The sequence below is a fragment of the Micrococcus sp. TA1 genome, from assembly GCF_014199555.1.
In the GTDB taxonomy this organism is placed as follows: Bacteria; Actinomycetota; Actinomycetes; order Actinomycetales; family Micrococcaceae; genus Citricoccus.
In genome coordinates, this window is the sequence record NZ_JACHNW010000001.1 from 188,516 (window position 1) to 211,631 (window position 23,116).

General features: G+C 72.4%; 21 protein-coding genes. 9 read left to right on the forward strand and 12 right to left on the reverse strand.

Annotation, left to right across the window (positions count from 1 at the left end):
• Positions 1-14: 14 nt before the first annotated feature.
• Positions 15-1,211, reverse strand: a complete 1,197-nt coding sequence (locus tag GGQ69_RS00760) for a glycosyltransferase family 1 protein (RefSeq protein ID WP_183523447.1) — start codon at positions 1,209-1,211, stop codon at positions 15-17.
• Between the two features lie 165 nt (positions 1,212-1,376).
• Here GGQ69_RS00760 and GGQ69_RS00765 point away from each other — a divergent pair, with 165 nt between their 5' ends.
• From GGQ69_RS00765 to GGQ69_RS00775, 3 genes are all read left to right on the forward strand, one after another.
• The gene (locus GGQ69_RS00765; protein WP_183523448.1) at positions 1,377-2,753 is read left to right on the forward strand and encodes a DUF6350 family protein; all 1,377 of its coding nucleotides are present in this window, start codon (positions 1,377-1,379) and stop codon (positions 2,751-2,753) included.
• 112 nt (positions 2,754-2,865) lie between these two features.
• The gene (locus GGQ69_RS00770) at positions 2,866-3,303 is read left to right on the forward strand and encodes an Hsp20/alpha crystallin family protein (RefSeq protein WP_183528112.1); all 438 of its coding nucleotides are present in this window, start codon (positions 2,866-2,868) and stop codon (positions 3,301-3,303) included.
• 102 nt (positions 3,304-3,405) lie between these two features.
• A complete protein-coding gene (locus GGQ69_RS00775) occupies positions 3,406-4,512 on the forward strand; it encodes a glutamate--cysteine ligase (protein WP_183523449.1) in 1,107 nt (368 codons plus the stop codon).
• Between the two features lie 20 nt (positions 4,513-4,532).
• Here GGQ69_RS00775 and GGQ69_RS00780 read toward each other — a convergent pair whose 3' ends face one another.
• The 5 genes from GGQ69_RS00780 to GGQ69_RS00800 are packed head-to-tail and all read right to left on the reverse strand — an operon-like array spanning position 4,533 to position 8,181.
• On the reverse strand, positions 4,533-4,955 hold the full coding sequence (locus tag GGQ69_RS00780) for a hypothetical protein (RefSeq protein ID WP_183523450.1): 423 nt from the start codon (positions 4,953-4,955) through the stop codon (positions 4,533-4,535).
• 20 nt (positions 4,956-4,975) lie between these two features.
• Complete coding sequence (locus tag GGQ69_RS00785) at positions 4,976-5,920, reverse strand: ABC transporter substrate-binding protein (protein WP_183523451.1); 945 nt, start codon at positions 5,918-5,920, stop codon at positions 4,976-4,978.
• Between the two features lie 37 nt (positions 5,921-5,957).
• Positions 5,958-6,641 carry an ABC transporter permease gene (locus GGQ69_RS00790; RefSeq protein WP_183523452.1) on the reverse strand — a complete coding sequence of 228 codons (684 nt, stop codon included), beginning with the start codon at positions 6,639-6,641 and terminating at the stop codon, positions 5,958-5,960.
• Complete coding sequence (locus tag GGQ69_RS00795; RefSeq protein ID WP_183523453.1) at positions 6,638-7,282, reverse strand: ABC transporter permease; 645 nt, start codon at positions 7,280-7,282, stop codon at positions 6,638-6,640. The genes GGQ69_RS00790 and GGQ69_RS00795 overlap by 4 nt, the downstream gene beginning before the upstream one ends.
• Positions 7,279-8,181 carry an ABC transporter ATP-binding protein gene (locus tag GGQ69_RS00800; protein ID WP_183523454.1) on the reverse strand — a complete coding sequence of 301 codons (903 nt, stop codon included), beginning with the start codon at positions 8,179-8,181 and terminating at the stop codon, positions 7,279-7,281. The genes GGQ69_RS00795 and GGQ69_RS00800 overlap by 4 nt, the downstream gene beginning before the upstream one ends.
• A gap of 33 nt (positions 8,182-8,214) precedes the next feature.
• On the opposite strand from GGQ69_RS00800, the gene purN reads away from it, so the two are divergent.
• The gene (gene purN / locus GGQ69_RS00805) at positions 8,215-8,814 is read left to right on the forward strand and encodes a phosphoribosylglycinamide formyltransferase (protein WP_183523455.1); all 600 of its coding nucleotides are present in this window, start codon (positions 8,215-8,217) and stop codon (positions 8,812-8,814) included.
• On the opposite strand, the gene GGQ69_RS00810 is transcribed toward purN, so the two are convergent.
• Complete coding sequence (locus GGQ69_RS00810; protein WP_183523456.1) at positions 8,790-9,380, reverse strand: isochorismatase family cysteine hydrolase; 591 nt, start codon at positions 9,378-9,380, stop codon at positions 8,790-8,792. The two genes, purN and GGQ69_RS00810, sit on opposite strands and share 25 nt — an antisense overlap.
• Positions 9,381-9,423: 43 nt before the next feature.
• Entirely contained in the window at positions 9,424-9,828 is a 405-nt protein-coding gene (locus GGQ69_RS00815) for an iron chaperone (RefSeq protein ID WP_221243329.1), read from the reverse strand.
• Positions 9,829-10,170: 342 nt separating this feature from the next.
• Here GGQ69_RS00815 and GGQ69_RS00820 point away from each other — a divergent pair, with 342 nt between their 5' ends.
• Positions 10,171-11,934, forward strand: a complete 1,764-nt coding sequence (locus GGQ69_RS00820; protein WP_183523458.1) for a gamma-glutamyltransferase family protein — start codon at positions 10,171-10,173, stop codon at positions 11,932-11,934.
• 5 nt (positions 11,935-11,939) lie between these two features.
• Positions 11,940-13,061: a DUF418 domain-containing protein gene (locus GGQ69_RS00825; RefSeq protein WP_183523459.1), complete on the forward strand. Its 1,122-nt coding sequence runs from the start codon at positions 11,940-11,942 to the stop codon at positions 13,059-13,061.
• Between the two features lie 3 nt (positions 13,062-13,064).
• Here the strand turns inward: GGQ69_RS00825 and GGQ69_RS00830 are convergent, their stop codons facing one another.
• A complete protein-coding gene (locus GGQ69_RS00830) occupies positions 13,065-13,730 on the reverse strand; it encodes an alpha/beta family hydrolase (protein ID WP_183523461.1) in 666 nt (221 codons plus the stop codon).
• A gap of 163 nt (positions 13,731-13,893) precedes the next feature.
• Here GGQ69_RS00830 and GGQ69_RS00835 point away from each other — a divergent pair, with 163 nt between their 5' ends.
• On the forward strand, positions 13,894-14,739 hold the full coding sequence (locus tag GGQ69_RS00835; protein WP_183523463.1) for an SDR family oxidoreductase: 846 nt from the start codon (positions 13,894-13,896) through the stop codon (positions 14,737-14,739).
• Positions 14,740-14,743: 4 nt separating this feature from the next.
• On the opposite strand, the gene GGQ69_RS00840 is transcribed toward GGQ69_RS00835, so the two are convergent.
• The 3 genes from GGQ69_RS00840 to GGQ69_RS00850 all read right to left on the reverse strand — a co-directional run bounded on the left by GGQ69_RS00840 (position 14,744) and on the right by GGQ69_RS00850 (position 19,163).
• On the reverse strand, positions 14,744-15,592 hold the full coding sequence (locus GGQ69_RS00840) for an alpha/beta fold hydrolase (RefSeq protein WP_183523465.1): 849 nt from the start codon (positions 15,590-15,592) through the stop codon (positions 14,744-14,746).
• Positions 15,593-15,784: 192 nt separating this feature from the next.
• The gene (locus GGQ69_RS00845) at positions 15,785-17,635 is read right to left on the reverse strand and encodes a calcineurin-like phosphoesterase family protein (protein WP_183523467.1); all 1,851 of its coding nucleotides are present in this window, start codon (positions 17,633-17,635) and stop codon (positions 15,785-15,787) included.
• A 265-nt stretch (positions 17,636-17,900) separates the two neighbouring features.
• Positions 17,901-19,163 (reverse strand): MFS transporter, encoded by a 1,263-nt coding sequence (locus GGQ69_RS00850; RefSeq protein WP_370577035.1) that lies wholly within the window; start codon positions 19,161-19,163, stop codon positions 17,901-17,903.
• Positions 19,164-19,342: 179 nt separating this feature from the next.
• On the opposite strand from GGQ69_RS00850, the gene GGQ69_RS00855 reads away from it, so the two are divergent.
• Together GGQ69_RS00855 and purH are read left to right on the forward strand one after the other, a co-directional pair.
• The gene (locus tag GGQ69_RS00855; RefSeq protein ID WP_183523469.1) at positions 19,343-21,121 is read left to right on the forward strand and encodes a CYTH and CHAD domain-containing protein; all 1,779 of its coding nucleotides are present in this window, start codon (positions 19,343-19,345) and stop codon (positions 21,119-21,121) included.
• Between the two features lie 184 nt (positions 21,122-21,305).
• Positions 21,306-23,096: a bifunctional phosphoribosylaminoimidazolecarboxamide formyltransferase/IMP cyclohydrolase gene (purH, locus tag GGQ69_RS00860; RefSeq protein WP_183523471.1), complete on the forward strand. Its 1,791-nt coding sequence runs from the start codon at positions 21,306-21,308 to the stop codon at positions 23,094-23,096.
• Positions 23,097-23,116: the final 20 nt, after the last annotated feature.

A 23,116-nucleotide genomic window follows, 5' to 3' on the forward strand; every position in this document is an offset into this window, starting at 1 on the left:
GGTCCCCGGGCCGGTCACCGTTGGACCAGCCAGCCGTCCCAGCCGGCGGACTGCTCCAGGTAGGTGCGCACGAACACGTCGTTCTGCCGGCCCCGGACCCGGACGGCACGCTCGTAGTAACCGACCAGCTGCTCGCACAGGACGGGCCAGGTCCGGCCCTGCACGGCCTGGTGCGCGGCCTCGGCGAACGCGGCGCGCTTGATGTCGTCATAGACCAGGTCCCGGACCCGGTCCCGCAGCCCGGCCAGGTCACCCGGCCGGTACAGCCACCCGGTGCGGGAGGGGTCCACCAGGTCCAGCGGACCGCCGCGTCCCACCGCGACCACCGGGACGCCGGAGGCCATGGCCTCCTGGATCGTCTGGCAGAAGGTCTCCGACTCCCCGGGATGCACGAACAGGTCGAGGCTGGCCATGTGCCGGGCCAGGTCCTCTCCGCCCTGGAACCCGGCGAAGTGCGCCCCGGGCAGCTGGCGGGCCAGGGAGTCCTTCAGCGGGCCGGAGCCGACGATCACCAGGCGGGTGCCCGGCAGGTCGCTGAGCACGGCCAGGTCCTCCACCTGCTTCTCCGAGGCCAGCCGGCCGACGAAGCCGATGAGCCGCTCGCCGTTCGGGGCCAGCTCGGCCCGCAGCGCCTCGTCCCGCCGGGCGGGGTGAAACCGGGCGGTGTCCACGCCCCGTCGCCACAGGTGCACCCGCTGGATCCCGCGGGCGTGCAGCTGGTCCACGCAGAAGCTCGAGGGGGCCACCGTGAGGGTGGCGTGGTCGTGGATGCGTTCCACGTGCTGCCAGAGGACCTCCTCCAGCCACGGGAACCCGTAGCGCGCCGCGTAGTTGGGCACCTCGGTCTGGTAGACGCACACGCTCGGCACCCCGAGGGCGTTGGCGGCCTGCACCGCGCGCCAGCCCAGGATGAACGGGGAGGCGATGTGGACGACGTCGGGCGCGAAGTCCGCGATGACGCGACGGACCCGGTTGACGGTCCCGGCGGCCACCCGGACGTTCGTGTATCCCCTCAGGGGGATGGAGGGCAGCCGGTGGACCGGATATCCCTCGACCTCGGCGGGGGCCTCGTCGTCCATCCACGACGAGGACGGGGCGATCACCAGGACCTCGTCACCGCGGGAGCGCAGGTGGCGGATCACCTGCAGGATCGAGTGGGTGACACCGTTCATGTGCGGCAGGAACGATTCGGCGACGATGACGACTCTCACGCTCCCGGACGCTATGGTCCGTCCCTGTCAGCGGTGACTCGGCGCGGTGGCAGCCAGGTGGCGGGTGGGTGAACAGTCGGTATGCCGCCGCGTGGGGCGACGGGCGGTGCCGGGCCGCGCCGCTGCCGTCCGGCCCCCGGGCCGGGTGGCACCATGGACGGTGACATGAATCCTCGCACTCCCCGCGCCCTGAAGCCGCTGCCCCTGCCCCTCTGGGTCCAGGGGGTGATCGAGACCCTGATCGCCGCGGTGGTCTCCGCCATCCTCGTCGTGGTGCCCCTGGTGGGCATCTGGTCCATGGCCGGCTTCGCCGCCACCCAGGTGGACTTCATCGCCCGGCTCGGCGGCCAGGCCTGGCTGGCGCTGCAGGGCGTGCCGCTGCACCTGACCCTGGAGTCCCCGACGAGCAGCGCGGACACGCTGACGGGCACGTTCTGGTTCCTGCCCTGGGGCCTGGTCCTGATCCCGCTGGCCCTGGGCTGGCGGGCCGGGAGGCGGCTGGCGCGTGCGTCCTACCGGGATCAAATCTGGCAGCCCCTCGCCGGTGGGGCCGGTGCGTACGCCCTCTTCTGCCTGGGCACCTCGTTGCTGGTGCCGAGCGAGTCGGTGGCCATCAACCCGTTCCTGGGGACGTTGATCCCCACGGCGCTGATGGTGGTCGCCCTGCTGACCGGTGCCCGGAAGGAGGCCGGTTCGTGGGAACGGCTGATCGGGGTCGACGCGGCCGAGCGCATCGCCACCTGGTCACAGGCGTCCCGCTGGGCCGGGTCCTACGCGTGGTCCCTGGTGCGGGCCGGGTTCGTGGGCCTGATGGCCTCCTTCGCCCTGGCCTCGGTCCTGCTGTCCGTGCAGGTCGCCCTGAGCTGGGCGGACATCGCCCAGGTGTACCAGCAGGTGGACGCCGGCATCTGGGGCGGGGCCACCCTGACCGCGGTGCAGCTCGGGATCATGCCCAACCTGGCGATGTGGACGCTGGCCTGGACCACGGGGGCCGGGTTCTCCCTGGGGGAGGGGTCCGCCGTCTCCCCGCTGATGACCGCGGTCGGTCCGCAGCCGGCCATCCCGGTGCTGACCGCCGTGCCGGTGGGCCTGGACCCGGCCTGGTCCTGGCTGTTCCTGCTCGTGCCGGTGGTCGGCGGATTCATGGCCGGCTGGTGGCTGCTGCGGGAGGGGGAGAACCACTTCGACGAGTGGCTGGCCGTGCGGATCGAGTCCCGCTGGGCCTCGCTGACCGCCTCCACCCTGGTGCTGGGCCTGCTGGTGGCCCTGGCGACCGCCCTGTTGTCCCTGCTCCCGTTCGCCGTCTCCGGGGGGTCCCTGGGGGTGGGCCGGATGACCGGCCTGGGCCCGAATCCCTGGGCCGCCGCCGGCCTGCTCGGCGTCCTCGTGGGCCTGGGGGCGATGATCGGCTACCTGGTGTCCCCGTGGTGGGAGCGGGACCGCTTCGTGCTGCCGGACGCGTGGCACGACGAGGCGGACGACGCCGACGGGTTCGATGACGGCACGGACGCCGGGAGGACCCGCGAGCCCGAGGAGGACTAGGCACCCGGCTCTGGCACTCTCCGGCCAAGAGTGCTAAATAATTGCCGAGGCCGTAGCCACGGCCCGCCGGCCCGGAAGGCCCGGGTCCGGTCACCGTATGGAGGTGATTTCTGTGGCCAACCATGTTGATCCCCTGCGCGAGATCGACCGGGTGCTGAACGGCGTCTTCGGACAGATGACATCATCGGTGCGGACACAGGCGATGCCGATGGACCTGTACCGGAGTGAGGACCACTTCGTGCTGAAGATGGACCTGCCGGGTGTGGACCCCAGGTCGATCGACGTCGACCTCGAGGGGCGGACGCTGACCATCCGCGCCGACCGGCAGGACGAGGAGACGGGCCAGATCCAGTGGCTCGCCCGGGAACGCACCACCGGGACCTTCGCGCGGCAGCTGACACTCGGCGAGGGGCTGGCGACGGACAGGATCGACGCCTCGTACACGGACGGGGTGCTGACGCTGCAGATCCCCGTGGCCGAGGAGGCCAAGCCCCGCCGCATCGAGGTCTCGCACACCGCCAACCAGGGGGCGATCGGGCAGTCGGCCTGAGCAGTCCGCCGGCCTGACCCTCCCCGGCGAGAGTGCTCCGGGTCACGCCGGAACGCCGCGTCTGCCATGCTGGGAGCCTTCGACGAGGCGAGGTGGCGGTAGATGCGCACGTTCGGTGTGGAGGAGGAGTTCCTGCTGGTGGCGGTTCCGTCCCTGGAACCGCTGCCCGCCGGGGAGGCGGTGGCGGGTCCGCGGTCCGAGGAGACCTCCTCCGGCCACCGGGTGACGATGGAGCTGCAGCAGGAACAGATCGAGGTCGACAACCCGCCGCAGACCACCCTGACCGGACAGTTCGCGGCCATCCGGGCCGGGCGGGCCCTCGCCGAGGAGGCCGCCGTACGGGCCGGCGGACGGGTCGCGGCGCTGGGCACGGCCCCGGACGGCACCAGCCTCCACCTGACGCCGAAGGCGCGCTACCAGCGGATCGGCAGGGAGTTCGGGGTGATGGCCCTGGAGAACCTCACCAACGGCCTGCACGTCCACGTGGGCGTCTCCTCCCGGGACGAGGCCGTGACCGCCCTCGACCGGATCCGTGTCTGGCTCGCCCCCCTGCTGGCGCTCAGCGCCAACTCCCCGTACTGGCAGGGAGTGGACACCGGTTACGCCTCCTACCGCCACCGGGTGATGTCCCGATGGCCCGTGAGCGGTCCGCCGGAGGTGTTCGGCTCGGCCGCCGGTTATGACCGGCACCGGGACCGGCTGCTGGCAACGCAGGTCCCCCTGGACGCCGGCATGATCTACTACGACGCCCGCCCCAGCGAGCGCTACCCCACGCTCGAGGTGCGCATCGCCGACGTCTGCACGGACCAGGCCGTGGCGGCCGTGATCGCCGCGCTGGTCAGGGCCCTGGTGGAGACCGCCCTCAGGGAGCCACGCCGGCCGGCTCCCGAGGTCCCCGCCTCGGAGCTGGGAGTGTGGACCTGGCTGGCCAGCCGTTCGGGTGTCGCGGGCCGGCTGATCGACCCGGCCACGGGGACTCCCGCGCCGGCGGCGGACGTCCTCGGCCGGCTGCTGGACGGCGTCCGGCCCGTACTGGTCGAGTACGGGGAGGAGGGGACGGTCGAGGCCGTCGTGGCCCGGGTCCTGCGGCAGGGCACCGGCGCGCACCTCCAGCGCGAGGCCTTCGGCGCGCACCATGACCTCCGGCACGTGGTCGCCGTGGCCCTCGAGGCCACCCACCGTGCCCCCTCACCACCCGCGTCCGGGTGATCCGGGCCGGTACGTACCCGTTACCGGGCGCCGACCGGACCGGTGAACCCGGCCAGTTGCTCGGTGTACTCCTGGCTGCACCGCTCCAGCGCCCGCTCGGTGATCGCGCCGGCGGTGCAGTCCTCGAACCGCGTGGTGGCGTCCCAGAACACGACCTGGGAGGCGGTGACGAACCCGAAGAGGGCGCAGCCGGCCATGCCCGCCACCGCGCCCACGCGCAGGAGCCACGGCGAGGGGATCCGGGCGGTGCGGATGAGGGCGAGGACGCCGAAGACGATGCCGGTGACGGCGAAGACCAGGGAGGCGGCCTTCCACGGCAGGGTCAGGACGGAGGCCAGGTATGTCAGCAGCAGCATCCCCGCCAGCCAGACCAGGGCGGTGCGCAGCGAGCGGTACCGCGTCAGTTCGGTGTCGGTCGATGCTCCGGGCGCGGTCTGGCTCACCGCTCCAGCCTACTGGGGTGTCAGGACAGCCCCTGACCGGCCAGCCAGGCCTGCGCGATGTCCTCGCTGGAGGCCTCCTTCTCGACGGACTCCCGGTTGAGGCCGATCAGCGCCTCCGGGGTGAGCTTCGCATTGACCTTCTCGATGATCGCGGCGGCCTCCTCGTCCACGGCCTCGGAGGCGATCGGGGTGACGTTCTGCGGCAGGATCAGGTTCTCCGGGTCCTCCAGGGTCACCAGGTCCTCGGCCGCGATCGAGGGGTCGGCCGAGTAGATGTCGGCGAGCTGGACGTCCCCGTCCACCAGGGCCTTGACGGTCAGCGGGCCGCCCGAGTCCTCCACGGGCACCACGGTCACGTCCACCCCGTAGGCCTCCTTGAGTCCGGCAGGACCGTAGGGACGGGTCTCGAACTCGGAGTTGGCGGCCACCTTCAGCGGCTCGTCCACGTTCTTCAGGTCCGCCAGGGACGTCAGGGAGTGCTTCTCGGCGAACGCGCGGGTGACGTTGTAGGAGTCCTGGTCCGTGGCCTCGGCCGGTTCCAGCGGGCGCAGCCCCTGGGGCAGCACCTCGGCCAGCGCGGCCTGGATGTCCTCCGGCGAGGTGGCCGTGGCCTCGGCGTCGTAGTACTGGAGCAGGTTCCCGCCGTATTCGGGCATGACGTCGATGGCCCCGGACTCGACCTCCGGCAGGTACACCTCGCGCTGGCCGATCTGGTAGTCCCGCTCCACCGTGTAGCCCTCGGCCTCGAGGGCCTGGGCGTAGAGCTCGGCGATGATCTCGTTCGAGTAGTACTGCTGGGAGCCGATGACCAGGGCGTCCCCGCTCCCGCCCGTGCCCCCCGTGGCCGACGGTGAGCCGGAGGCGGTGTCCTGGCCGCCGAGCGGGTCGGAGCTGCCGCAGCCGGTCAGGGCGAGGGCGGCGACGGCGGCCAGGGCCAGGGCGGAACGGCGGGTGGGCTTCTTCATGGGGATCCTCTTCCGGAGACGGGCGCTGTTCTGAAACCTACGCGTTGACCCCGCGGCGCGCCACTGTCACCCCACGTGGGACGGCGGCGCGTCCGGCCAGGGCGAACACCCCGTCCAGGACGAGGGCGAGGGCGACGACGAGCAGGGAGGAGCCGAGCATCATGGCGTAGTCCTGGGTCTTCAGGCCCAGGAACAGGTAGCGGCCCAGTCCGCCGGCGCCGACGTAGGCGGCCAGGGTGGCGGTGGCCACCACCTGCAGTGCTGCCGAGCGCAGCCCGCCGACCAGCACCGGCAGCCCCAGGGGCACCTCGATCTGCCAGAGCACCTGGGCGCCGGTGTACCCCTGGGCCCGGGCGGCGTCGATTACCCGGCGGTCCACGGCCTCGAAGCCGGCATAGGCGGCGGCCAGGATGGACGGGACGGCCAGGATGACGAAGGCCGTCATCGGCCCCGCCAGCCCGATGCCCAGCAGCAGCGCGGTCAGGGTGAGCACCCCGAGGGTCGGCAGGGCGCGGGCGGCCCCGGAGAGCGCGACGGCGGCTCCGCGCCCCCTGCCCGTGTGGCCCACCCACCAGCCGATCGGCACGGCGATGGCGGCGGCGATCACCACGGCCAGCAGCGTGTAGCCGAGGTGCTCCAGGGACCGCGCGGCGATCCCGGACGGCCCCGTCCACTGCGCGGGGTCCAGGCACCAGAGCACGGCCTCCCACAACTGGTTCATGCCCCCACCTCCGCACGCGTCCAGGGCATGGCCAACCGGCCCAGCGCCACGAGCAACCGGTCCAGGGCCAGCGCGAGCACCACGGTCAGCACGATCCCGGTGAGGATCTCCGCCAGGATCCCGCGCTGGAACCCGTCCGTGAACAGCAGCCCGAGCGACGGGATGCCCAGGACGGCCCCCACCGTGCACAGGGACACCGTGGAGACGGCCACCACTCGCAGCCCGGACAGGATCACCGGGCCGGCCAGGGGCAGGTCCACGGTCAGGAACCGGCGCAGCGGCGGATAGCCCAGGGCCACGGCGGCACTGCGGGCCTCCGGCGGCACCCCGTCCAGCCCGTCGGCCACGCTGCGCACCAGCAGCGCCACCCCGTACAGGGTCAGGGCCACGACCACGTTCACCACGTCCCGCACGCCGGTGCCGATCAGCACCGGCAGCACGATGAACAGCGGCAGGGACGGGATCGCGTACATCAGCCCGGCGCCGGTCAGCACGGGGCCGTTCAGGACCCGGTAGCGGTGGGCCAGCCAGCCCAGCGGGACGGAGATCACCAGCGCGGCCAGGATGGCCGGCAGGGACGTGGCCAGGTGCGCCCACGTCCGGTCCGCGATCAGCGGCAGGTTGTCCAGGACCCAGTTCATGCGCCCGGCGCGTCCTGGGTTCCCGGCCGGGGCCCGCCGTCGGCCATGGCACCCGGGCGCGCGCCGTCGTCGGGCCGGCCGTCCGGTTCCGCGAGCACCCCGGCGGGCCGGCCGTGGGCGTCCACCACCACGATCGAGCCGTCCGCGGCGCGCTCGCGGTGCAGGGTGCGCTGGCCGCGGTCCAGCCCGAGGAAGGTCCGCACGAAGTCGTTGGCGGGCTCGGCGACGAATTCCCTCGGGGTGCCCTGCTGGGCGATGTCCGCGCCCGCGCGCAGCAGCACGATCTGGTCGCCGAGGGCCAGGGCCTCGTCCATGTCATGGGTGACGAACAGGATGGTGGTGCCGATCTGGCCGTGCAGCTGGCGCAGCTGGCGTTGCAGCTCGGAGCGCACGAGCGGGTCCACGGCCCCGAAGGGCTCGTCCATCAGGAGGATGTCCGGGTCGGCGGCCAGGCCGCGGGCCACGCCCACGCGCTGTTGCTGGCCGCCGGAGAGCTGCGCCGGGTAGCGGTCGGCCAGCTTCGCGTCCAGGCCGACGAGTTCCATCATCTCCCCGGTGCGCCGCCGGGCCGCGCGGCGGTCCACGCCGTTGAGACGCGGGACGGTGGCGATGTTCTGGGCGACGGTGCGGTGGGGCAGCAGTCCCGAGTTCTGCATGACGTACCCGATGCGCCGGCGCAGGGCGACCGGGTCCCGGCCGGCCACGTCCTCACCGTCCACGAGCACCTGCCCGGAGGAGGGGTCGACCATCCGGTTGACCATGCGCATGAGGGTCGTCTTGCCGCAGCCCGAGGACCCCGCCAGGACGGTCAGGGTGCCGCGGGGGACGTCGAGGCTGAAGTCCTGGACCGCGACGGTGCCGTCGGCGAAGCGCTTGGTGACTGATCTGTAGGAGATCATGGGTTCACCCTACGTGGACCTACGATGGAAGCCATGCGCATCGTGGCCCTCGTCTCCGGATCCGGCACCAATCTGCAATCGGTGATCGATGCCGTCGTGGCCGGCCGATTGGACGTGGAGATCGCCGCAGTGGGGGCGGACCGTCCCGACGCCGGCGGGCTGGCCCGCGCCTCGGCCGCCGGGATCGAGACGTTCGTGGTGGACTTCGCGCGGTTCCCCGACCGGGCGGCCTGGAACCACGCGCTGACCGCCCAGACGGCGTCGTACGCGCCGGACTACGTGCTCTCCTCCGGCTTCATGCGGATCGTCGGCGAGGAGTTCCTGGAGGCCTTCGGCGGACGGTACCTCAACACCCATCCGGCCCTGCTGCCGGCCTTCCCGGGCGCCCACGGGGTCCGGGACGCCCTCCGGTACGGGGTCAAGGTCACCGGGTGCACCGTGCACATCGCCGATGCCGGCGTGGACACCGGCCCGATCCTGGCCCAGGCCGCCGTGCCGGTGCTCGCCACGGACACCGAGGAAATCCTGCACGAGCGGATCAAGGTCCAGGAACGGCACCTGCTGCTCGCGGTGCTCGGGGAGCTCGCCGCCGGGAAACGGCCGGAGGACTACTTCGCGGTCAGCAGCCGCTGAACCTCGGGACGGTTCAGGATCGTCTGGCGGAAGTCCGCGCTGACGTTCTCCAGGTCCGTCCAGCCGCGCTCCGCGTCGGAGGAGGCGATGGCCTGCCGGGCGTAGACGACCTCGAAGTCGTGGGCGAAGGCGTCCCGGCCGGTGGCTGAGACGCAGGACTCCGCGGTGACGCCGGCCAGCACGAGCCGATGGACGCCAGCCTCACGCAGCTGCTCCACCAGGTCGGTGCCGAAGAACGCGCTGTCCCGCGTCTTGACCAGGTGCCGGGCCGGTTCCAGGTCCAGCCCGTCGAGCAGGCTGGCCTGCCAGCTGCCCTCGAAGTTGAAGCCCTGGTCGTCCTCGAGCATCTTCAGCGTCCAGGTGGACTTGTCCTCCTGGTGCACCGTGTTGACCACGAACACCGCGTGTCCGCCGGCGTGGGCCTGGGCGGCGAGCCAGTTCGACTCCTCGACCAGCAGGGCGCGGGTGTCCTGCAGGTCGGGGAACTCGAAGAAGCCCTCCTGCAGGTCGACGAAGAGGACGGCGGTGGGCACGCCGGGATCGGGGAGGTCTGTGGGATCGGGCATGGGGGCAGTCTAGGGGCGCGGGTCCCGGGGGCGAGAGGCCCGGCTACATCCAGGTGACGCCCTCGTCCTCGTACTCGCGCACCCGGGCCAGCATCATCCGCTCGAGCAGGTCGTGCGGCGCCGGCTGGCCGTAGAAGAGCTTCACCGAGCCCTTGCCCGTCTCGAAGTTGACCAGCTCGTCCTCGAAGGCCTCGCGAACGCTGGGCGTGAAGGTCATGTTGGCGTGGGCCTTGTGGCCGGAGAACTGGAACAGGATGGTCCCGTGCGGGTGGACGTAGGCCGGCTCGTTCCACTTCAGCGTCTCGGTGGCTTCGGGCACCACGGCCCGGGCCAGGTCCCGCAGTTCCCTCAACAGGGCACGGGCCAGCTCGGGGAACCCGTCGATGTACGCGTCGACGTCGGCGGATCCGGGGGGACCAGGGACTGCGGGGCTGTCGGTGCCGGTCATGGACACAGCGTAGGCCGTGGACCGGGCAAGGCGAAGGCCCCGGCTGAGGGGACTGCCGGGGCCTTCTGTCATCATCACTCGCACCTTGTGACGCCTTCGACGGTACGGGCCGAACCTTGGCGGGGACTGTGCGCCGGAGCAGAGAACCCTGCGCAGGCCGGACCGGGCCGGCGGCCGGGCCGGCGGCCGGGCCGGTCGCCGGACCGGGAACGGGCTGCGGACGCGGGGGCCACCGCCGTTCGGAGCCGGACGGCGGGGGCCGCAGTGTGGGATAGTCGATGAAGGCTGTCGTCGTGATCGCACCGTGATCTTCACTGGCGACCTGTCGTCCCCAAGGAGCCCATGAAGAAGCAACCGGCCCTCGGTGCCGTGCCGCTGCTGGCGGCCGTACTGACCCTGTCCGCCTGCCAGGCGCCGACCTCCGCACCGGCGCCCGGAACGTCGTCCCCGGCTGCGCCGTCGTCGTCCGCCGGTGACAGCGCGCGCCCCAGTCCCTCCGCGAGCGCGGAACCGCGCACGTCCCCGGCAGGCGCGGCCGCCCAGCTGGACCAGTACGGCGTCTCCGCCGCGCACCCGGAGGCCGTCGAGGCGGGGATGCAGGTCCTGGACGAGGGCGGCAACGCCGCGGACGCCGCCGTGGCCGTGGCCTTCGCCGTGGCCGTGGTGGAGCCCTACGCCTCGGGTATCGGCGGGGGTGGCTCGGCCCTCCTGGCGGCCCCGGGCGAGGAGGCCACGAGCTATGACTACCGCGAGGTGGTGGCGCAGGACGGGCGGATCCCGGATTCCGGCACCGGCGTCCCGGGACTCGTCGCGGGGCTCGCGCAGATCCATGCCGACCACGGGACGCTGGAGTGGGAGCAGTTGCTGCAGCCGGCGATCGGCCTGGCGCGGGAGGGCTTCCCCGTCTCCGACTTCCTGGCCCAGCGGATGCGCTCGGACTTCGGCCCGGCCTCCATCGAGGGCCTGGAGCACTATCACTCCGCCTCCGGTGAACCGCTGGCCGCGGGGGAGACGCTGGTGCAGGAGGACCTGGCCCGGACCATGACCACGATCGCCGACCAGGGGCCCGAGGCGTTCTACACCGGCAGCATCGCGGATCGGCTCAGCGAGGTCGACGGGCTCGACGCCGCGTCCCTCGCGGCCTACGAGCCCGAGCAGGTGGAGCCGGTCAGCGGGGAGTTCGGGGACTACGAGGTCCTCTCGGCCGCCCCGCCCCTGCCCGGCGCCGCCCTCGTCCAGCAGCTCCAGGTCGCCGAGGCCCTGGGGGTCGGCGAGCACGAACCGGGGACGGCCGGCTACGTGGACCGGTTGGCCGAGGCATGGATCGCGGCCGAGGGATCGGTCACCCACTTCCTCGGGGATCCCGACTTCGTGGATGTCCCGGTCGACCAGCTCACGGATCCGGCACGCAACGCCGGCATCGCCGATCGCGTGGGCCTGCTGGCCGGCGGGACCGGTGCCGGGGCCACCGGAGCCGACGACGGCGCTCGCCCGGTCACGACCACCGGTGTGGTGACCGCGGGCAACACGACCCACCTGACGGTCGTGGACAGGTCCGGGTTCACCGTCTCCATGACCAACACCCTGACGAGCTTCTGGGGCGGCAGCGAGTCGGCCTCCGTCGGCGGGTTCTTCCTCAACAACCAGCTCTCCCGCTTCGAGAGCGAGGCGTCCCCGGCGAACAGGCCCGAGCCCGGGCGCAAGTCCGTGAGCTGGTCCGCCCCCAGCATGGTGCTCGATGACGAGGGCCGTCCCGTGCTCGGGCTCGGCAGTCCGGGCGGGCACCAGATCCCCAACATCCTCTCCGGGGTCCTCGTGGCCTGGGCGCTGCAGGACGCCCCGCTACAGGAGGCCGTCGACGCCCCGCGGTACCACCTCCAGGACGGCGTGCTGGCCGTGGAGCAGGAACCGTCCGGGGACCTCGCCCGGCTCATCGAGGAGCGGAAGTGGGAGCTCCAGCGCACCGAGCGGGAACAGGCGATCTTCGGTTCGGTGCAGGCCCTGGAGATCGACTACGCCACCGGTGAGATCACCGGGGCCACCGACAGCCGCCGGGAGGCCGACGTGGAGATCGCCGACGTCGCGGTCCCGCAGGGTGAAGGATGACCCTCATGGGCGCCGTCCCATCCTCCTTCCAGCAATCCGACGACGACCGGCCGGCCGAACGACCCCCGGCCGGTGCCGGCGAGCCTGCCCCGAGGACCGGCCGCGTGGTCGGCCTGGACGTGGCGCGGGCACTGGCGATCATCGGGATGATCGCCGTCAACGTCGGCCCCCGGGGTGAGGGCGGCCTGTTCGGCACGCTCTACGACCTCCCGCTGGGACGGTCCTCCGTGCTGTTCATGCTGCTCGCCGGCGTGGGCATGTCCATCCTCACGCGTTCCTCGCGAGGGCCGTTAGGTGGTCCCCTGCCGTGGCAGACCGTGGTGTGGCGGGCGGCCCTGCTGCTCGTGGGCGGGCTGGCCCTGCAGATGGCCGGCCATGAGGCCAGCGTCATCCTGCCGCTCTACGGCCTGCTGTTCATCGTGTGCCTGCCGCTGCTGAGGGCTCCGACGTGGCTGCTGGCCGCCCTGTCCGCCACCTTCCTCGTGGCGGGCCCGCTCCTCTGGGTGGCCGTGCGGCACGGCACGGATGCCTTCACCATCAAGGAACCCACCCTCGTGGACCCTCCGCCGGAAATCCTGGACGACATCCTGTTCTCCGGGTCCTATCCCGCCGTCGTGTGGGTGGCGCCGTTCCTGCTCGGGATGGTACTCGGCCGGCTGGACCTGCGGGACGGACGGCTTCAGCGCATCTTCCTGGTGGGCGGTGCGGTGGCCGCCGTCGGGGCCTACGCCTTCTCCCGGTTGCTGGTCCTGCTGGTCGGAGAGCCCGGGCGGACGGTCGGCTGGGACCGGCTGGTGTCCGTGACCGGGCACTCCCAGATGCCGCTGTGGCTCATCTCGAGCACCGGTGCGGCACTGTGCATCCTCGGTGCGTGCCTGGCGGCGGAGCGCTTCCTGGCCCGATGGACACCGGCGCTGGCCGCCATGGGGCGGCTGTCCCTGACCGTCTACGTGGGCCACCTGCTGGCCCTGGCCGTGTTCGTCCGGCCCGGACCCGGCTCGCTGGCCGGCGGTTACGCGGTCACCGCCGTGCTGTGCCTGGCGTCCCTGCTCTTCGCCTGGCTGTGGACCCGCCGGTTCGAGGTGGGCCCGCTCGAGGCGCTGATGCGCCTGCCGCGCGTCCGGTAGGCCCTACGCGCCGCCGGCGATGAACTCGAGCACCGCGGGGGCCAGACCGGCCCCGGTCTGCTCCTGGTTGCGCCGGTCCCGCGGCACCGTGAAGGAGTGGTCGGCGTCCGCCACCCGGCGCACGACGGCATGGTCCCCGATGCGCCCGGCCACCGGTTCCAGCTCGCCGGGCAGGGCGAACGTGTCCCGGGAGCCCTGCAGGAAGAGCATGGGCAGCGTGAGCCCGTAGAGGTGCTCGTCCCGCAGCTTCTCCGGTCTGCCCGGCGGGTGCAGCGGGTAACCCAGGAAGACCAGCCCCGCGGCCTCCATGCCCTCGGCGACGGCCATCGAGGCCATCCTGCCGCCGAAGGACTTGCCGGCCGCCCAGACCGGAGCACCCCCGGTGCGCTCGCGGGCCGCCGCCATCACCGCGCGCCAGGTGGCGACGGCCTTGGGCGCGCGGTCGGGGAACTTCTTCCCGGCCTCCGCGTAGGGGAAGTTGAAGCGCCAGGTGGCCACACCGGCGTCGTTGAGGGCGCCGGTGAACCCGGTGAGGAAGGGGTGGTCCATGCCGGCCCCGGCACCGTGCGCGACCACCACGGTGGCGGTGGGGGAGCCGGGGCGGGCGTAGGCGGCGGTGACGGTCTCCTCACCGACGGGGATGCTGAACCGTTCGTCGCGGATGTCCATGGCGTCCATGGTCCTACACCGCACGGCCTGCCGGGAGCACCGCCGCGACGTCCCCGGGCCCCTCGTGACGCGCTCAGGAGGATGGGTGGAGGCACCGGCGGGGAATACCATGGGGAATCCGTTCTCGCCGTGCCCGTGCGGCGACTCTGTCCGGGAGCCGTCCATGTCAGACCCCACCATCGCCGTCACCGGTGCCACCGGGCAGCTCGGCGGCCGCGTCGCGCGGCTGCTGGCCGGCGCCGGGATCCCGCTGCGACTGCTGGTGCGGGACCCCTCGCGGGCGCCCGGGCTGCCGGGGACCACCGTGCACGTGGCCCCCTACGCGGACGCCGGGGCTGTCACGAGGGCCCTGACCGGCGTGGACGTGCTGTTCATGGTCTCCGCCTCGGAGTCCGAGCACCGCCGGGCCGAGCATGAGGCGTTCGTCGCGGCCGCGGCGCGGGCCGGGGTGCGGCACGTGGTCTACACCTCCTTCCTGGGGGCGAGCCCGGAGGCGACCTTCACCTTGGCGAGGACGCACGCGGCGACCGAGGGGGACATCCTCGCCTCGGGCATGGCGTACACGTTCCTGCAGGACAGCTTCTACATGGACATGGCCCGCGCGGTGGTGGGCGAGGACGGCGTCATCCGGGGTCCGGCCGGACACGGGAGGTGCGCCTTCGTCGCGCACGAGGACGTCGCCCGCACCGCCGCGCACGTCCTCCAGGACCCCGCCCGGCACGCGGGGCGGACCTATCGCCTCACCGGGCCGGAGGCCCTGGCCTTCGACGAGGTCGCCCGGATCACCTCTGAGGTGGAGGGGACCGAGGTGCGCTTCCACGACGAGACGGTGGAGGAGGCGTACGCGTCCCGCCGGGCGTGGAACCCGCCGTCGTGGCAGGCCGATGCCTGGGTGTCGACCTATACGGCGATCGCCCGGGGTGAGCTGGACGTGGTCAGCGGGGACGTCGAGGCGGTCACCGGGACGGCACCCATGACGTTCCGGGAGTTCCTGCAGCATCGGGGGTGAGGGATCACCGGACGGCCGCGGTGTGCTCCAGGATCGAGCCGGCCACGATCTGCCAGTCCGCCCGCTGCAGACCATGGCCCGCCGCCTCGAGCAGCAGGAGACGGGCCCCCGGGATCTCCTCGGCCAGAGCCCTCCCGTGGGCGGGCGGGAAGAGCGGATCGGCACCGCCATGGATGACCAGCGTGGGTGCGGTGATCGAGGACAGCGGCCCCCGCGGGCGCTCCTCGTCCTCCAGCAGGTCGTGGTTCTGGACCGTCCGGATGTCCCGGGAACGGGCGACGTCACGGGCCACGAGACCCTTCACCGCGGCCACGTCGACCGGGCGGTCGGGGCCGGTGATCATCCGCTCGTACCCGACGAGGTAGTCGGCCACGGACGCGGGGTCGGACCAGTCGACGTTCACCGTGGAGGCGAAGTCCAGGACATCGCGGGTCGGAGGCGGCAATCGGCGATCCCCGGGCACCGCGGGGCTGGTGCTGATCAGGACCAGGGAGAGCACACGGTCCGGGTGGTCGAGGGCGAGCAGCTGAGCCAGCCCGCCGCCCGCGGAGAGGCCGACCACGTGGGCGGCCGGGAGCCCGTAGGCGTCTAGGACACCGACGGCGTCGTCCACCAGGTCCTGGCCCGTGTACCGGGGGCGGCCGGGCGGGTAGGCCACCGAGCGACCGGTGTCCCGGTGGTCGTAGCGGATGACGAAGCGTCCGCCGTCGGCGAGCAGGCGGCAGAAGCCCTCGTCCCACCAGAGCATCGAGGCGCCCAGGCCCATGACGAGCAGCAGGGGCGGGTCCACCGGGTCGCCGAAGGCCTCGGTGCAGAGCTCGATGCCGCCCGCCTGGATCATCCGTTCCGCCATGGCTCGCTCCTCGTCGGACTCCGTGGGTCTGGTGCCCTCACGCTATCGCGGCACGAACGGCAGACAGCCCGGCAGGGCGGGGAAGTCCCGGCGATCAGGACGTGATGCCGTGAGGATCACGGGACCACGTCAGGATCGCCGGGACTCCGGGGCCGGCAGGATGGCCTCAGGCCGCCAGGACCCGCGTGGGCATCACTCCGTCACCTCGAAGGTGATCTCCTCGGTGAACGCCCGGCCGTGCACGTCCGTGGCGGTCACCTCGGCGGTGTGCTCACCGGCCGCCAGGTCCTCCGGCAACTCGAGCTGCCACAGGTGCATCGAGCGGTCCGCGAGGGAGCCGCCGTGCACGAGCTGCTGCTGGACCGCGGCCGGGTCGGAGTACTCCGCGCCCACGAGCGCACCCTCGCCCTCGAGGGGCTGGGTGCGGGTGGCCTTGGTGGCCTCGCGGCCGTCGATCGAGACCTCGACGGCCGAGCCGGTGGAGCCCATCCAGAAGTTGGTGGTCAGCCACGTGGTGTCCGCCAGGTCCGCGCGGGAGACCTGCAGCGGGTTCCCGAAGGCCGGGGCCTTGCCGCGCTGGCCCTTGTACTGCTCGAACCAGTCGCGGTAGCGCGGGGTGTTCACGGATAGGGACATCTGCTCGTCCTCGTCGGCACCGCGGACGGTGAAGCGCTCGGTGACCTCGGTGTTCTTGATGTCCAGGGTCAGCACGCCAGGCATGGCGCCGTCACGCTGCACGGCCTCGGGGTAACCTCCCTCGAGCAGCCGGCCGTTGTACCAGTCGCCGGAGATGGCGCCGGCGGTGATGTGGGTGAAGGGCAGCTCGTCCACGCCGAACAGGTCCTTCCAGCCCTTCATCGAGTCACCCGCCCGCAGGTTCTCCAGGGAGTGGGTGTGGCCGCCCAGGGTGACGACCTCGCGGCCCTCGAGGATCTCGTAGACCTCCCTGACCTGGTCGATCTGGTGCTTCTTGCTGCTCTCGTCGGCGAAGTCGAGCAGCGGGACGTGGCCGGCGAGCACGATGACCTTGTTCTCCGGGGTGTTCTCGATGTCGTTGCGCAGCCACTCCATCTGGCGGGTGTCGAGACTGCCGTTGTAGTCACCAGGGCGGGCGTTCTCCTTCACGGGGAAGTCCACGGTGCTCAGGGCCACCACATGGGCCTTGCCCGCGTCGTAGGAGTAGTAGTGCGCTCCCAGGTTCGCCCGGAAGGTGTCCGTGGAGTGCTCGCGCTCGGTGGCGTCGAAGTCCATGTCGTGGTTGCCCGGCAGGAACCGCGCCGGGCCGTTGAGCATGGAGGCCAGCTCGCGGGTCTTCGGGTACAGGGAGAGGTCGTCACCCACCACGTCACCGATGAACAGGGCGCCGCAGCCGGCGTAGTCCGTCCGCGCGGCGAGGTCGGAGAACACGCCGGCGCGGGCGAACTCCACCTCCTGCTCCGTGTAGGTCTGGACGTCACCACCGATGACGCAGGACTGCTCGGGGTCCTGGGTCAGCCCGCTCTGGGTGAGCGGGAAGTTCAGCGCGGCCGGCACGGCGCCGGTCGGGTCGATGCCGCCGAACCTGAGCTCCGGTGAGCCCTCGGGCAGGTGGTTGTAGGAGAACTGGGCCACATTGTCCTCGTCCACGGGCACCTGATAACCGCGCGGCTGGGTGACGAACACGGTCATGTTGTCCTCGACCGGCAGCTCGTAGCGGCCCTGGCCGTCCGTGGTGACGACCTCGCGGCCGTTGGAGACCTTCACCCCGGGCACACCCGGCTCGCCGGCGTCCTGGTTCGAGTCCCGGTCCTTGTCGTCGAAGACGGCGCCGGAAACGGTCTCGCGGTCGGTCCGGCCGTTGCGGACGACCTCGACCTCGCCGCGGTACGCGGTCTCCTGCCAGTCCGCCCCGTCCTGCTGGGCGGGGCTCTGGGCGGGGGCCTGCCCGGCCCCGGTGGACGACGACGGCGCGGCCGTCGCGGCGCTCGCGCCGAGGGTGGCGGCGGCGACGATGGCGAGGGTGCCGGCGGTCAGCCGGGCACGCTTCCTCTGCTGGTGGTTCATCAGGACCCCTCCTGGGTGGTGTGATGGAGCCCGGCCGCGGCTCGGCCGGACTGGTCCACCCTCTGCGATGCGGGTTTCCCCGAGGCCACGGCCAGGTGTCCACCGGGGGTTCCCCGAGCGACGCCACGCCCACATGAGATTGATCTATCAACCTCTACCCGTCACCCCGCTGTGCGGGCCATCACCACCGGCCGGGTCTGCCCCCGAGGTGTGACGCATCGGTCCTGCCCGCACGGCGGCGGGAAGACCGTCCAGGGGGCGGAGCTCAGGCGGCCTCCGTGACCTCCAGCTCGCGGCCCCTGGTCTCCGGGGCCATGGCCATCATCAACACGACCGCCGCCACCACCAGCACGCCGGTCACCACGAAGGACCAGACCAGGCCCATGACCGGGACCAGCCAGGCGACGAAGACCAGCGGGCCCACGCCGGCGGCGATCCGGGACACGGCCGAGGCCCAGCCGAAGCCGGATCCGCGCAGCTCGGTGGGGTAGAGCTCCGAGACGTAGGTGTAGAGCACGGGGATCGCGACCTGGACCACGAACCCGAAGGACAGCACGAGGGGCAGCACGGCGGCGGGCACGTCCAGCAGCGCGGCCAGCCCGGCCATCAGGAACGAGGACGCCACGGCGGTGACCGCCAGCAGCCACTTGCGGCCGGTCTTCTCCACCAGCCAGGCGGCCACGATCACGCCCAGCAGCCCGACGGCGGCCATGGCGCCGGTCATGATGAACGCCCGGGCCTGCTCGTAACCGGCGTCGATGAGGAAGGTCGGCAGCCACTGCAGTGCGATGTAGTAGACGAGCATGATGGTGAAGAACAGCGCCCAGGACACGAGGGTGACCTTGGCGGAGTACCGCCACAGCGAGGCCAGCTGTTCGCCCAGGGCGCCCACGGTCAGCGGCTTCGGCTTCGGCACGGGCGGCAGCACGTACTCGCGCGCGGGCTCGCCGGTGCGCCGGACCATGTCGTCGATCACCTTGCGTGCATCGGCCTCGCGGCCCTGCTGGATGAGGAACAGGGGGGACTCGGGGACCATCAGCCGGACGAGGAACACCAGCAGCGCCGGCAGGATCATCACGAGCAGAGGCAACCTCCAGTCACCCCACGTGGCGACCAGCCAGGCGGACAGGAAGCCGCAGCCGGCCGCCCCGATCGGCCACCAGCCGTCCATGGCGGTCAGCACGGTGCCCCGGTGCCTGCGCGGGGTGAATTCCCCGACCAGGGCGTAGTCGACGGGGATGCAGCCGCCCAGACCGAATCCGGCCAGGAACCGGAACAGCACGAACCAGCCGATACCGCCGGTCAGGGCACCGGCGAGGGTGAAGACCGAGAAGACCAGCAGCGTGGCCGCGAATGCCTTCTTGCGCCCGACCCGGTCCGCGACGGTGCCCCACACGAAGGCGCCCAGGGCCATGCCGATCAGGTTCGCGGTGCCGATCCACGCGGCCTGGCCGGCGCTGAGGGCCCATTCCTCGCGCAGCAGCGGGATCAGCACTCCGTTGAGCGAGACGTCCCAGGCATCGAACATGAATCCCAGGCCGCCGACGATGAAGACCCGGCCCTGGGTGTTCCACCGCCACGGCAGGTTCTGGACGATCTCCTCCCCCGTGGGCAGGGTCGAGGATGGGCTGGTGCGGGAATTCGAGGAGGTGATGGCGGGTTTCGATTCTTCCGGGGCTTCGGCGCCGTTTCTGGGATCATGGTGCCATGAGTGACGCAGTCCATGTGGAGATCGAGCGCAAGTACGACGTCGACGGCCAGGCGTCCCTGCCCCGGCTCAACGGCGTGGGCGGTGTGGCCCAGGTCCGGTACCGCCCGCCGGTGGCCCTGGAGGCGGTGTACTTCGACACCGTGGACCGCGACCTCTCGGCCAGCGGGGTGACCCTGCGCCGGCGCACCGGGGGGACCGACGCCGGCTGGCACGTGAAGATCAAGTCCGGCGAACACCGCCTGGAACTGCAGTCCCCGCTGGGCACGGAGGACTGCGCCGACGTCGCGCCCGGGCCCGAGGGCGTGCGCGTCCCGGACCGGATCCTGGACCTGGTGCAGGTCCACGTGCGCGGCAAGTCGCTCGGGCCGATCGCCCGGCTCAACACCCTGCGCTCGGTGGTGGACCTGATGGACTTCCACGGCCGCCAGCTCGCCGAGGTCTGCGACGACCAGGTGGCCGCCATGTCGGTGGGGTTCCGCTCCGAGTCCCGCGTCCAGCACTGGCGGGAGTGGGAGGTCGAGGTCGTGGACGCGGACCTGCTGGACTCCGCCCTGAAGGTTCGGGAGGTGGCAGGCCAGGGCCCGACGCCGGAGGGGGCCTCCGGTGGTGACGGTCGGCCCGCCGGTGGTCCCGCGGGCGCGGGCGACGGCGCCGCCGCGGGAGCAGACGGGAGCGCCGCTCGTGAGGCGCCCACGGAGGAACCGGCCTCGGGCACCGTGAGGTTCCTGGACGCCGTCGGGAAGGTCCTGCAGGACTCCGGGGCCCGGCCCTCGGCAGCGGGCTCGAAGGTGGAGAAGGTGGTCGGCAAGGCGGCCGATCCGCTGGACCCCCAGGGGGTCGACGCCCCGGAGGGGACCACCCCGGGACTGCACGCCGTGCTGACGAAGACCGTCCGCGCCCAGATGAAGGTGCTCAAGGGCTGGGACCCCCTGGTGCGGCGGGACGTGGAGGACTCCATCCACCAGTTCCGCGTGGTGTGCCGCACCCTGCGCTCCACCCTGCAGACCTATGCGCCGCTGCTGGACCCGGACGCCACCGCCGGGGTGAACAAGGACCTGCGCACGCTCGGTCGGCTGCTCTCCGTGGCCCGGGACGCCGAGGTGGTCCGGGACCAGGTGGACGAGAAGGTGGAGGACCTGCCCGGTGGAGCCCATGGACCGGTGGCGGCGAGGGTCCCCGGCAAGACGGTCAAGCGACTGCGCAAGGTCAAGGCCGACGAGTACGCCACGGCCCATGACAAGCTCCTGAAGCGGATGCGCACCCAGTGGTACTTCGACGTCCTGGACCGGTTGGACGCCTATGCCCGCGACGTGCCGCTGCACCCGGAGGTCGACGAGGCCCGGGCCGCCGACGCCGCCGGGACCATGGAGCCGCTGGCCGCCGAGCAGGTCGACGCGGTGCTGGAGCTGGCCGAGCGGGCTGCCGCCGAGGAGGACCCGGAGCACCGCATCGAGCTGATGCACGAGGTCCGCAAGGAGGCCAAGCGGTTGCGCTACGCGGTCAAGGCCGTCCAGGACGCGACCGGGCTGGACCTCGGGGCCCACCTGGTGGCACGCATGAAGACGGCCAAGAAGCTGCAGGAGGCCCTGGGTGAGCACCGGGACTCCATCATGTTCCAGGAGCACGTGCTGCAGACCGCGAAGAAGGCCGCCAAGGCCGGCGAGGACACCTTCGGCTACGGCGTGCTGTTCGCCGCCGAGTTCGGCCTGCAGCGCCGGACCGAGGAACGCGCCTCGACGCTGGTGGAGCACCTGGCCCAGTCCCACGGCGAGTGAGGCCCGGACGCCGCCCCGGCCCGGGGGCCGTCCGGCGCCGGCACCGGGATGGTCCCGGTCGTCCCCGCCCGTCATCCCGGCCCGCCCCGCGCCGCCCCGCCCTACACTGGATGCGGCGCCCGGCCCGGCCGGCACCCCTCACGCACTTCCGCCGTACCGGACCGAAGCACCCAGGAGCACACCAGTGACCATCCAGCTCGACCGGGTCCCGCTCAAGCGGGCCCTCATCTCCGTCTACGACAAGACCGGACTCGAGGAGCTGGCCACCGGTCTGCAGTCCGCCGGGGTCCAGATCGTCTCCACCGGCTCGACCGCGAAGCGGATTGCCGCCGCCGGGGTCCCGGTGACCGAGGTGTCCGAGGTGACCGGGTTCCAGGAGTGCCTGGACGGCCGGGTGAAGACCCTGCACCCGATGGTGCACGCGGGCATCCTCGCCGACCGCCGCCGCGAGGACCACGTGGCCCAGCTCGAGCAGCTCCACGTGCAGCCCTTCGACCTGGTGGTCGTGAACCTCTACCCGTTCGTGGACACCGTGCGTTCCGGCGCCGGCCAGGACGAGGTCGTCGAGCAGATCGACATCGGCGGGCCCTCCATGGTCCGGGCCGCGGCCAAGAACCACCCCTCCGTCGCGGTCGTGGTGGACCCGGCGAGGTACGGCGACGTGGTGGCCGCGGCGCAGTCCGGGGGCTTCGACCTGCGGACCCGGCGCCGGCTGGCCGCCCTGGCCTTCGCCCACACCGCCGCCTACGACAACGCCGTGGCCTCGTGGACCGCCGCGCAGTTCGAGGCCGACGACGACCTCGAGGCCGACGCCGCGGTCACCGGTGCCGGCCAGGTCGCGCAGGACGTGCCGGCCCTGAGCCCGTCCTCGCCCGTCTTCCCGCCCTACGCCGGCGTGACGCTGCAGCGCGCCGAGACCCTGCGGTACGGCGAGAACCCGCACCAGAAGGCGGCCCTGTACGTGGAGGACGGCGCCGCCCCCGGCATCGCCCAGGCCGAGCTGCTGCACGGCAAGCCCATGAGCTACAACAACTACGCCGACGCCGACGCCGCCCTGCGCGCCGCCTACGATTTCGACGCCCCGGCCGTGGCCATCGTCAAGCACGCCAATCCCTGCGGCGTGGCCGTGTCCGAGGAGGCGCCGGTCTCCGACGCCCAGGGACACGACCCGATCGCCGAGGCCCACCGCAAGGCCCACGCCTGCGACCCGGTCTCCGCCTTCGGTGGCGTGATCGCCGCCAACCGCGAGGTCACCGCCGGCATGGCCGCCACCGTCAAGGACATCTTCACCGAGGTCGTCATCGCCCCGTCCTTCTCCGCCGAGGCCCTGGAGATCCTCTCCGCCAAGAAGAACCTTCGCCTGCTGCGCCTGCCCGAGGGGTACGCCCGGGACTCCGTGGAGTACAAGCAGGTCTCCGGTGGCATGCTGCTGCAGGCCCGGGACGCGATCGACGCCGCCGGCGACGACCCCGCCACCTGGACCCTGGCCGCCGGTCCCGCCGCGGACGGCCAGACCCTCGCCGACCTCGCCTTCGCCTGGCGCGCGGTGCGTGCCGCGAAGTCCAACGCCGTGCTGCTGGCCTCGGACGGGGCCACCGTCGGCGTCGGCATGGGTCAGGTCAACCGGCTGGACTCCTGCCGGCTGGCCGTCGAGCGCGCCAACACCCTGGGGGCCGCCTCGACCGGCGCACAGGACGTGGGGACGGGTGCCGGGGCCGAGGGCGCCGAGATCACGACGGCGGGCGGTGCCGAGAACGTCTCCGGCACCGGGGCGCCGGAGCGGGCCCGCGGTGCGGTGGCCTCGTCCGATGCGTTCTTCCCGTTCGCGGACGGGCTGCAGATCCTGATCGACGCCGGCGTGCGCGCCGTGGTCCAGCCCGGCGGTTCCATCCGCGACGAGGAGGTCATCGCCGCCGCGGAGGCCGCCGGCATCACCATGTACTTCACCGGCGCCCGGCACTTCTTCCACGGCTGAGCGCCGGGGAGGGACGGCGC

Coding starts and splice junctions, on each gene's coding strand:
- GGQ69_RS00820 (WP_183523458.1), top strand. CDS start 10,171: ATGAAGAAGCAACCGGCCCTCGGTGCCGTGCCGCTGCTGGCGGCCGTA.
- GGQ69_RS00765 (WP_183523448.1), top strand. CDS start 1,377: ATGAATCCTCGCACTCCCCGCGCCCTGAAGCCGCTGCCCCTGCCCCTC.
- GGQ69_RS00830 (WP_183523461.1), bottom strand. CDS start 13,730: ATGGACATCCGCGACGAACGGTTCAGCATCCCCGTCGGTGAGGAGACC.
- GGQ69_RS00815 (WP_221243329.1), bottom strand. CDS start 9,828: ATGACCGGCACCGACAGCCCCGCAGTCCCTGGTCCCCCCGGATCCGCC.
- GGQ69_RS00810 (WP_183523456.1), bottom strand. CDS start 9,380: ATGCCCGATCCCACAGACCTCCCCGATCCCGGCGTGCCCACCGCCGTC.
- GGQ69_RS00775 (WP_183523449.1), top strand. CDS start 3,406: ATGCGCACGTTCGGTGTGGAGGAGGAGTTCCTGCTGGTGGCGGTTCCG.
- GGQ69_RS00850 (WP_370577035.1), bottom strand. CDS start 19,163: ATGTTCGATGCCTGGGACGTCTCGCTCAACGGAGTGCTGATCCCGCTG.
- GGQ69_RS00845 (WP_183523467.1), bottom strand. CDS start 17,635: ATGAACCACCAGCAGAGGAAGCGTGCCCGGCTGACCGCCGGCACCCTC.
- GGQ69_RS00855 (WP_183523469.1), top strand. CDS start 19,343: ATGAGTGACGCAGTCCATGTGGAGATCGAGCGCAAGTACGACGTCGAC.
- GGQ69_RS00840 (WP_183523465.1), bottom strand. CDS start 15,592: ATGGCGGAACGGATGATCCAGGCGGGCGGCATCGAGCTCTGCACCGAG.
- GGQ69_RS00800 (WP_183523454.1), bottom strand. CDS start 8,181: ATGATCTCCTACAGATCAGTCACCAAGCGCTTCGCCGACGGCACCGTC.
- GGQ69_RS00785 (WP_183523451.1), bottom strand. CDS start 5,920: ATGAAGAAGCCCACCCGCCGTTCCGCCCTGGCCCTGGCCGCCGTCGCC.
- GGQ69_RS00825 (WP_183523459.1), top strand. CDS start 11,940: ATGGGCGCCGTCCCATCCTCCTTCCAGCAATCCGACGACGACCGGCCG.
- GGQ69_RS00790 (WP_183523452.1), bottom strand. CDS start 6,641: ATGAACCAGTTGTGGGAGGCCGTGCTCTGGTGCCTGGACCCCGCGCAG.
- GGQ69_RS00835 (WP_183523463.1), top strand. CDS start 13,894: ATGTCAGACCCCACCATCGCCGTCACCGGTGCCACCGGGCAGCTCGGC.
- purN (WP_183523455.1), top strand. CDS start 8,215: ATGCGCATCGTGGCCCTCGTCTCCGGATCCGGCACCAATCTGCAATCG.
- GGQ69_RS00795 (WP_183523453.1), bottom strand. CDS start 7,282: ATGAACTGGGTCCTGGACAACCTGCCGCTGATCGCGGACCGGACGTGG.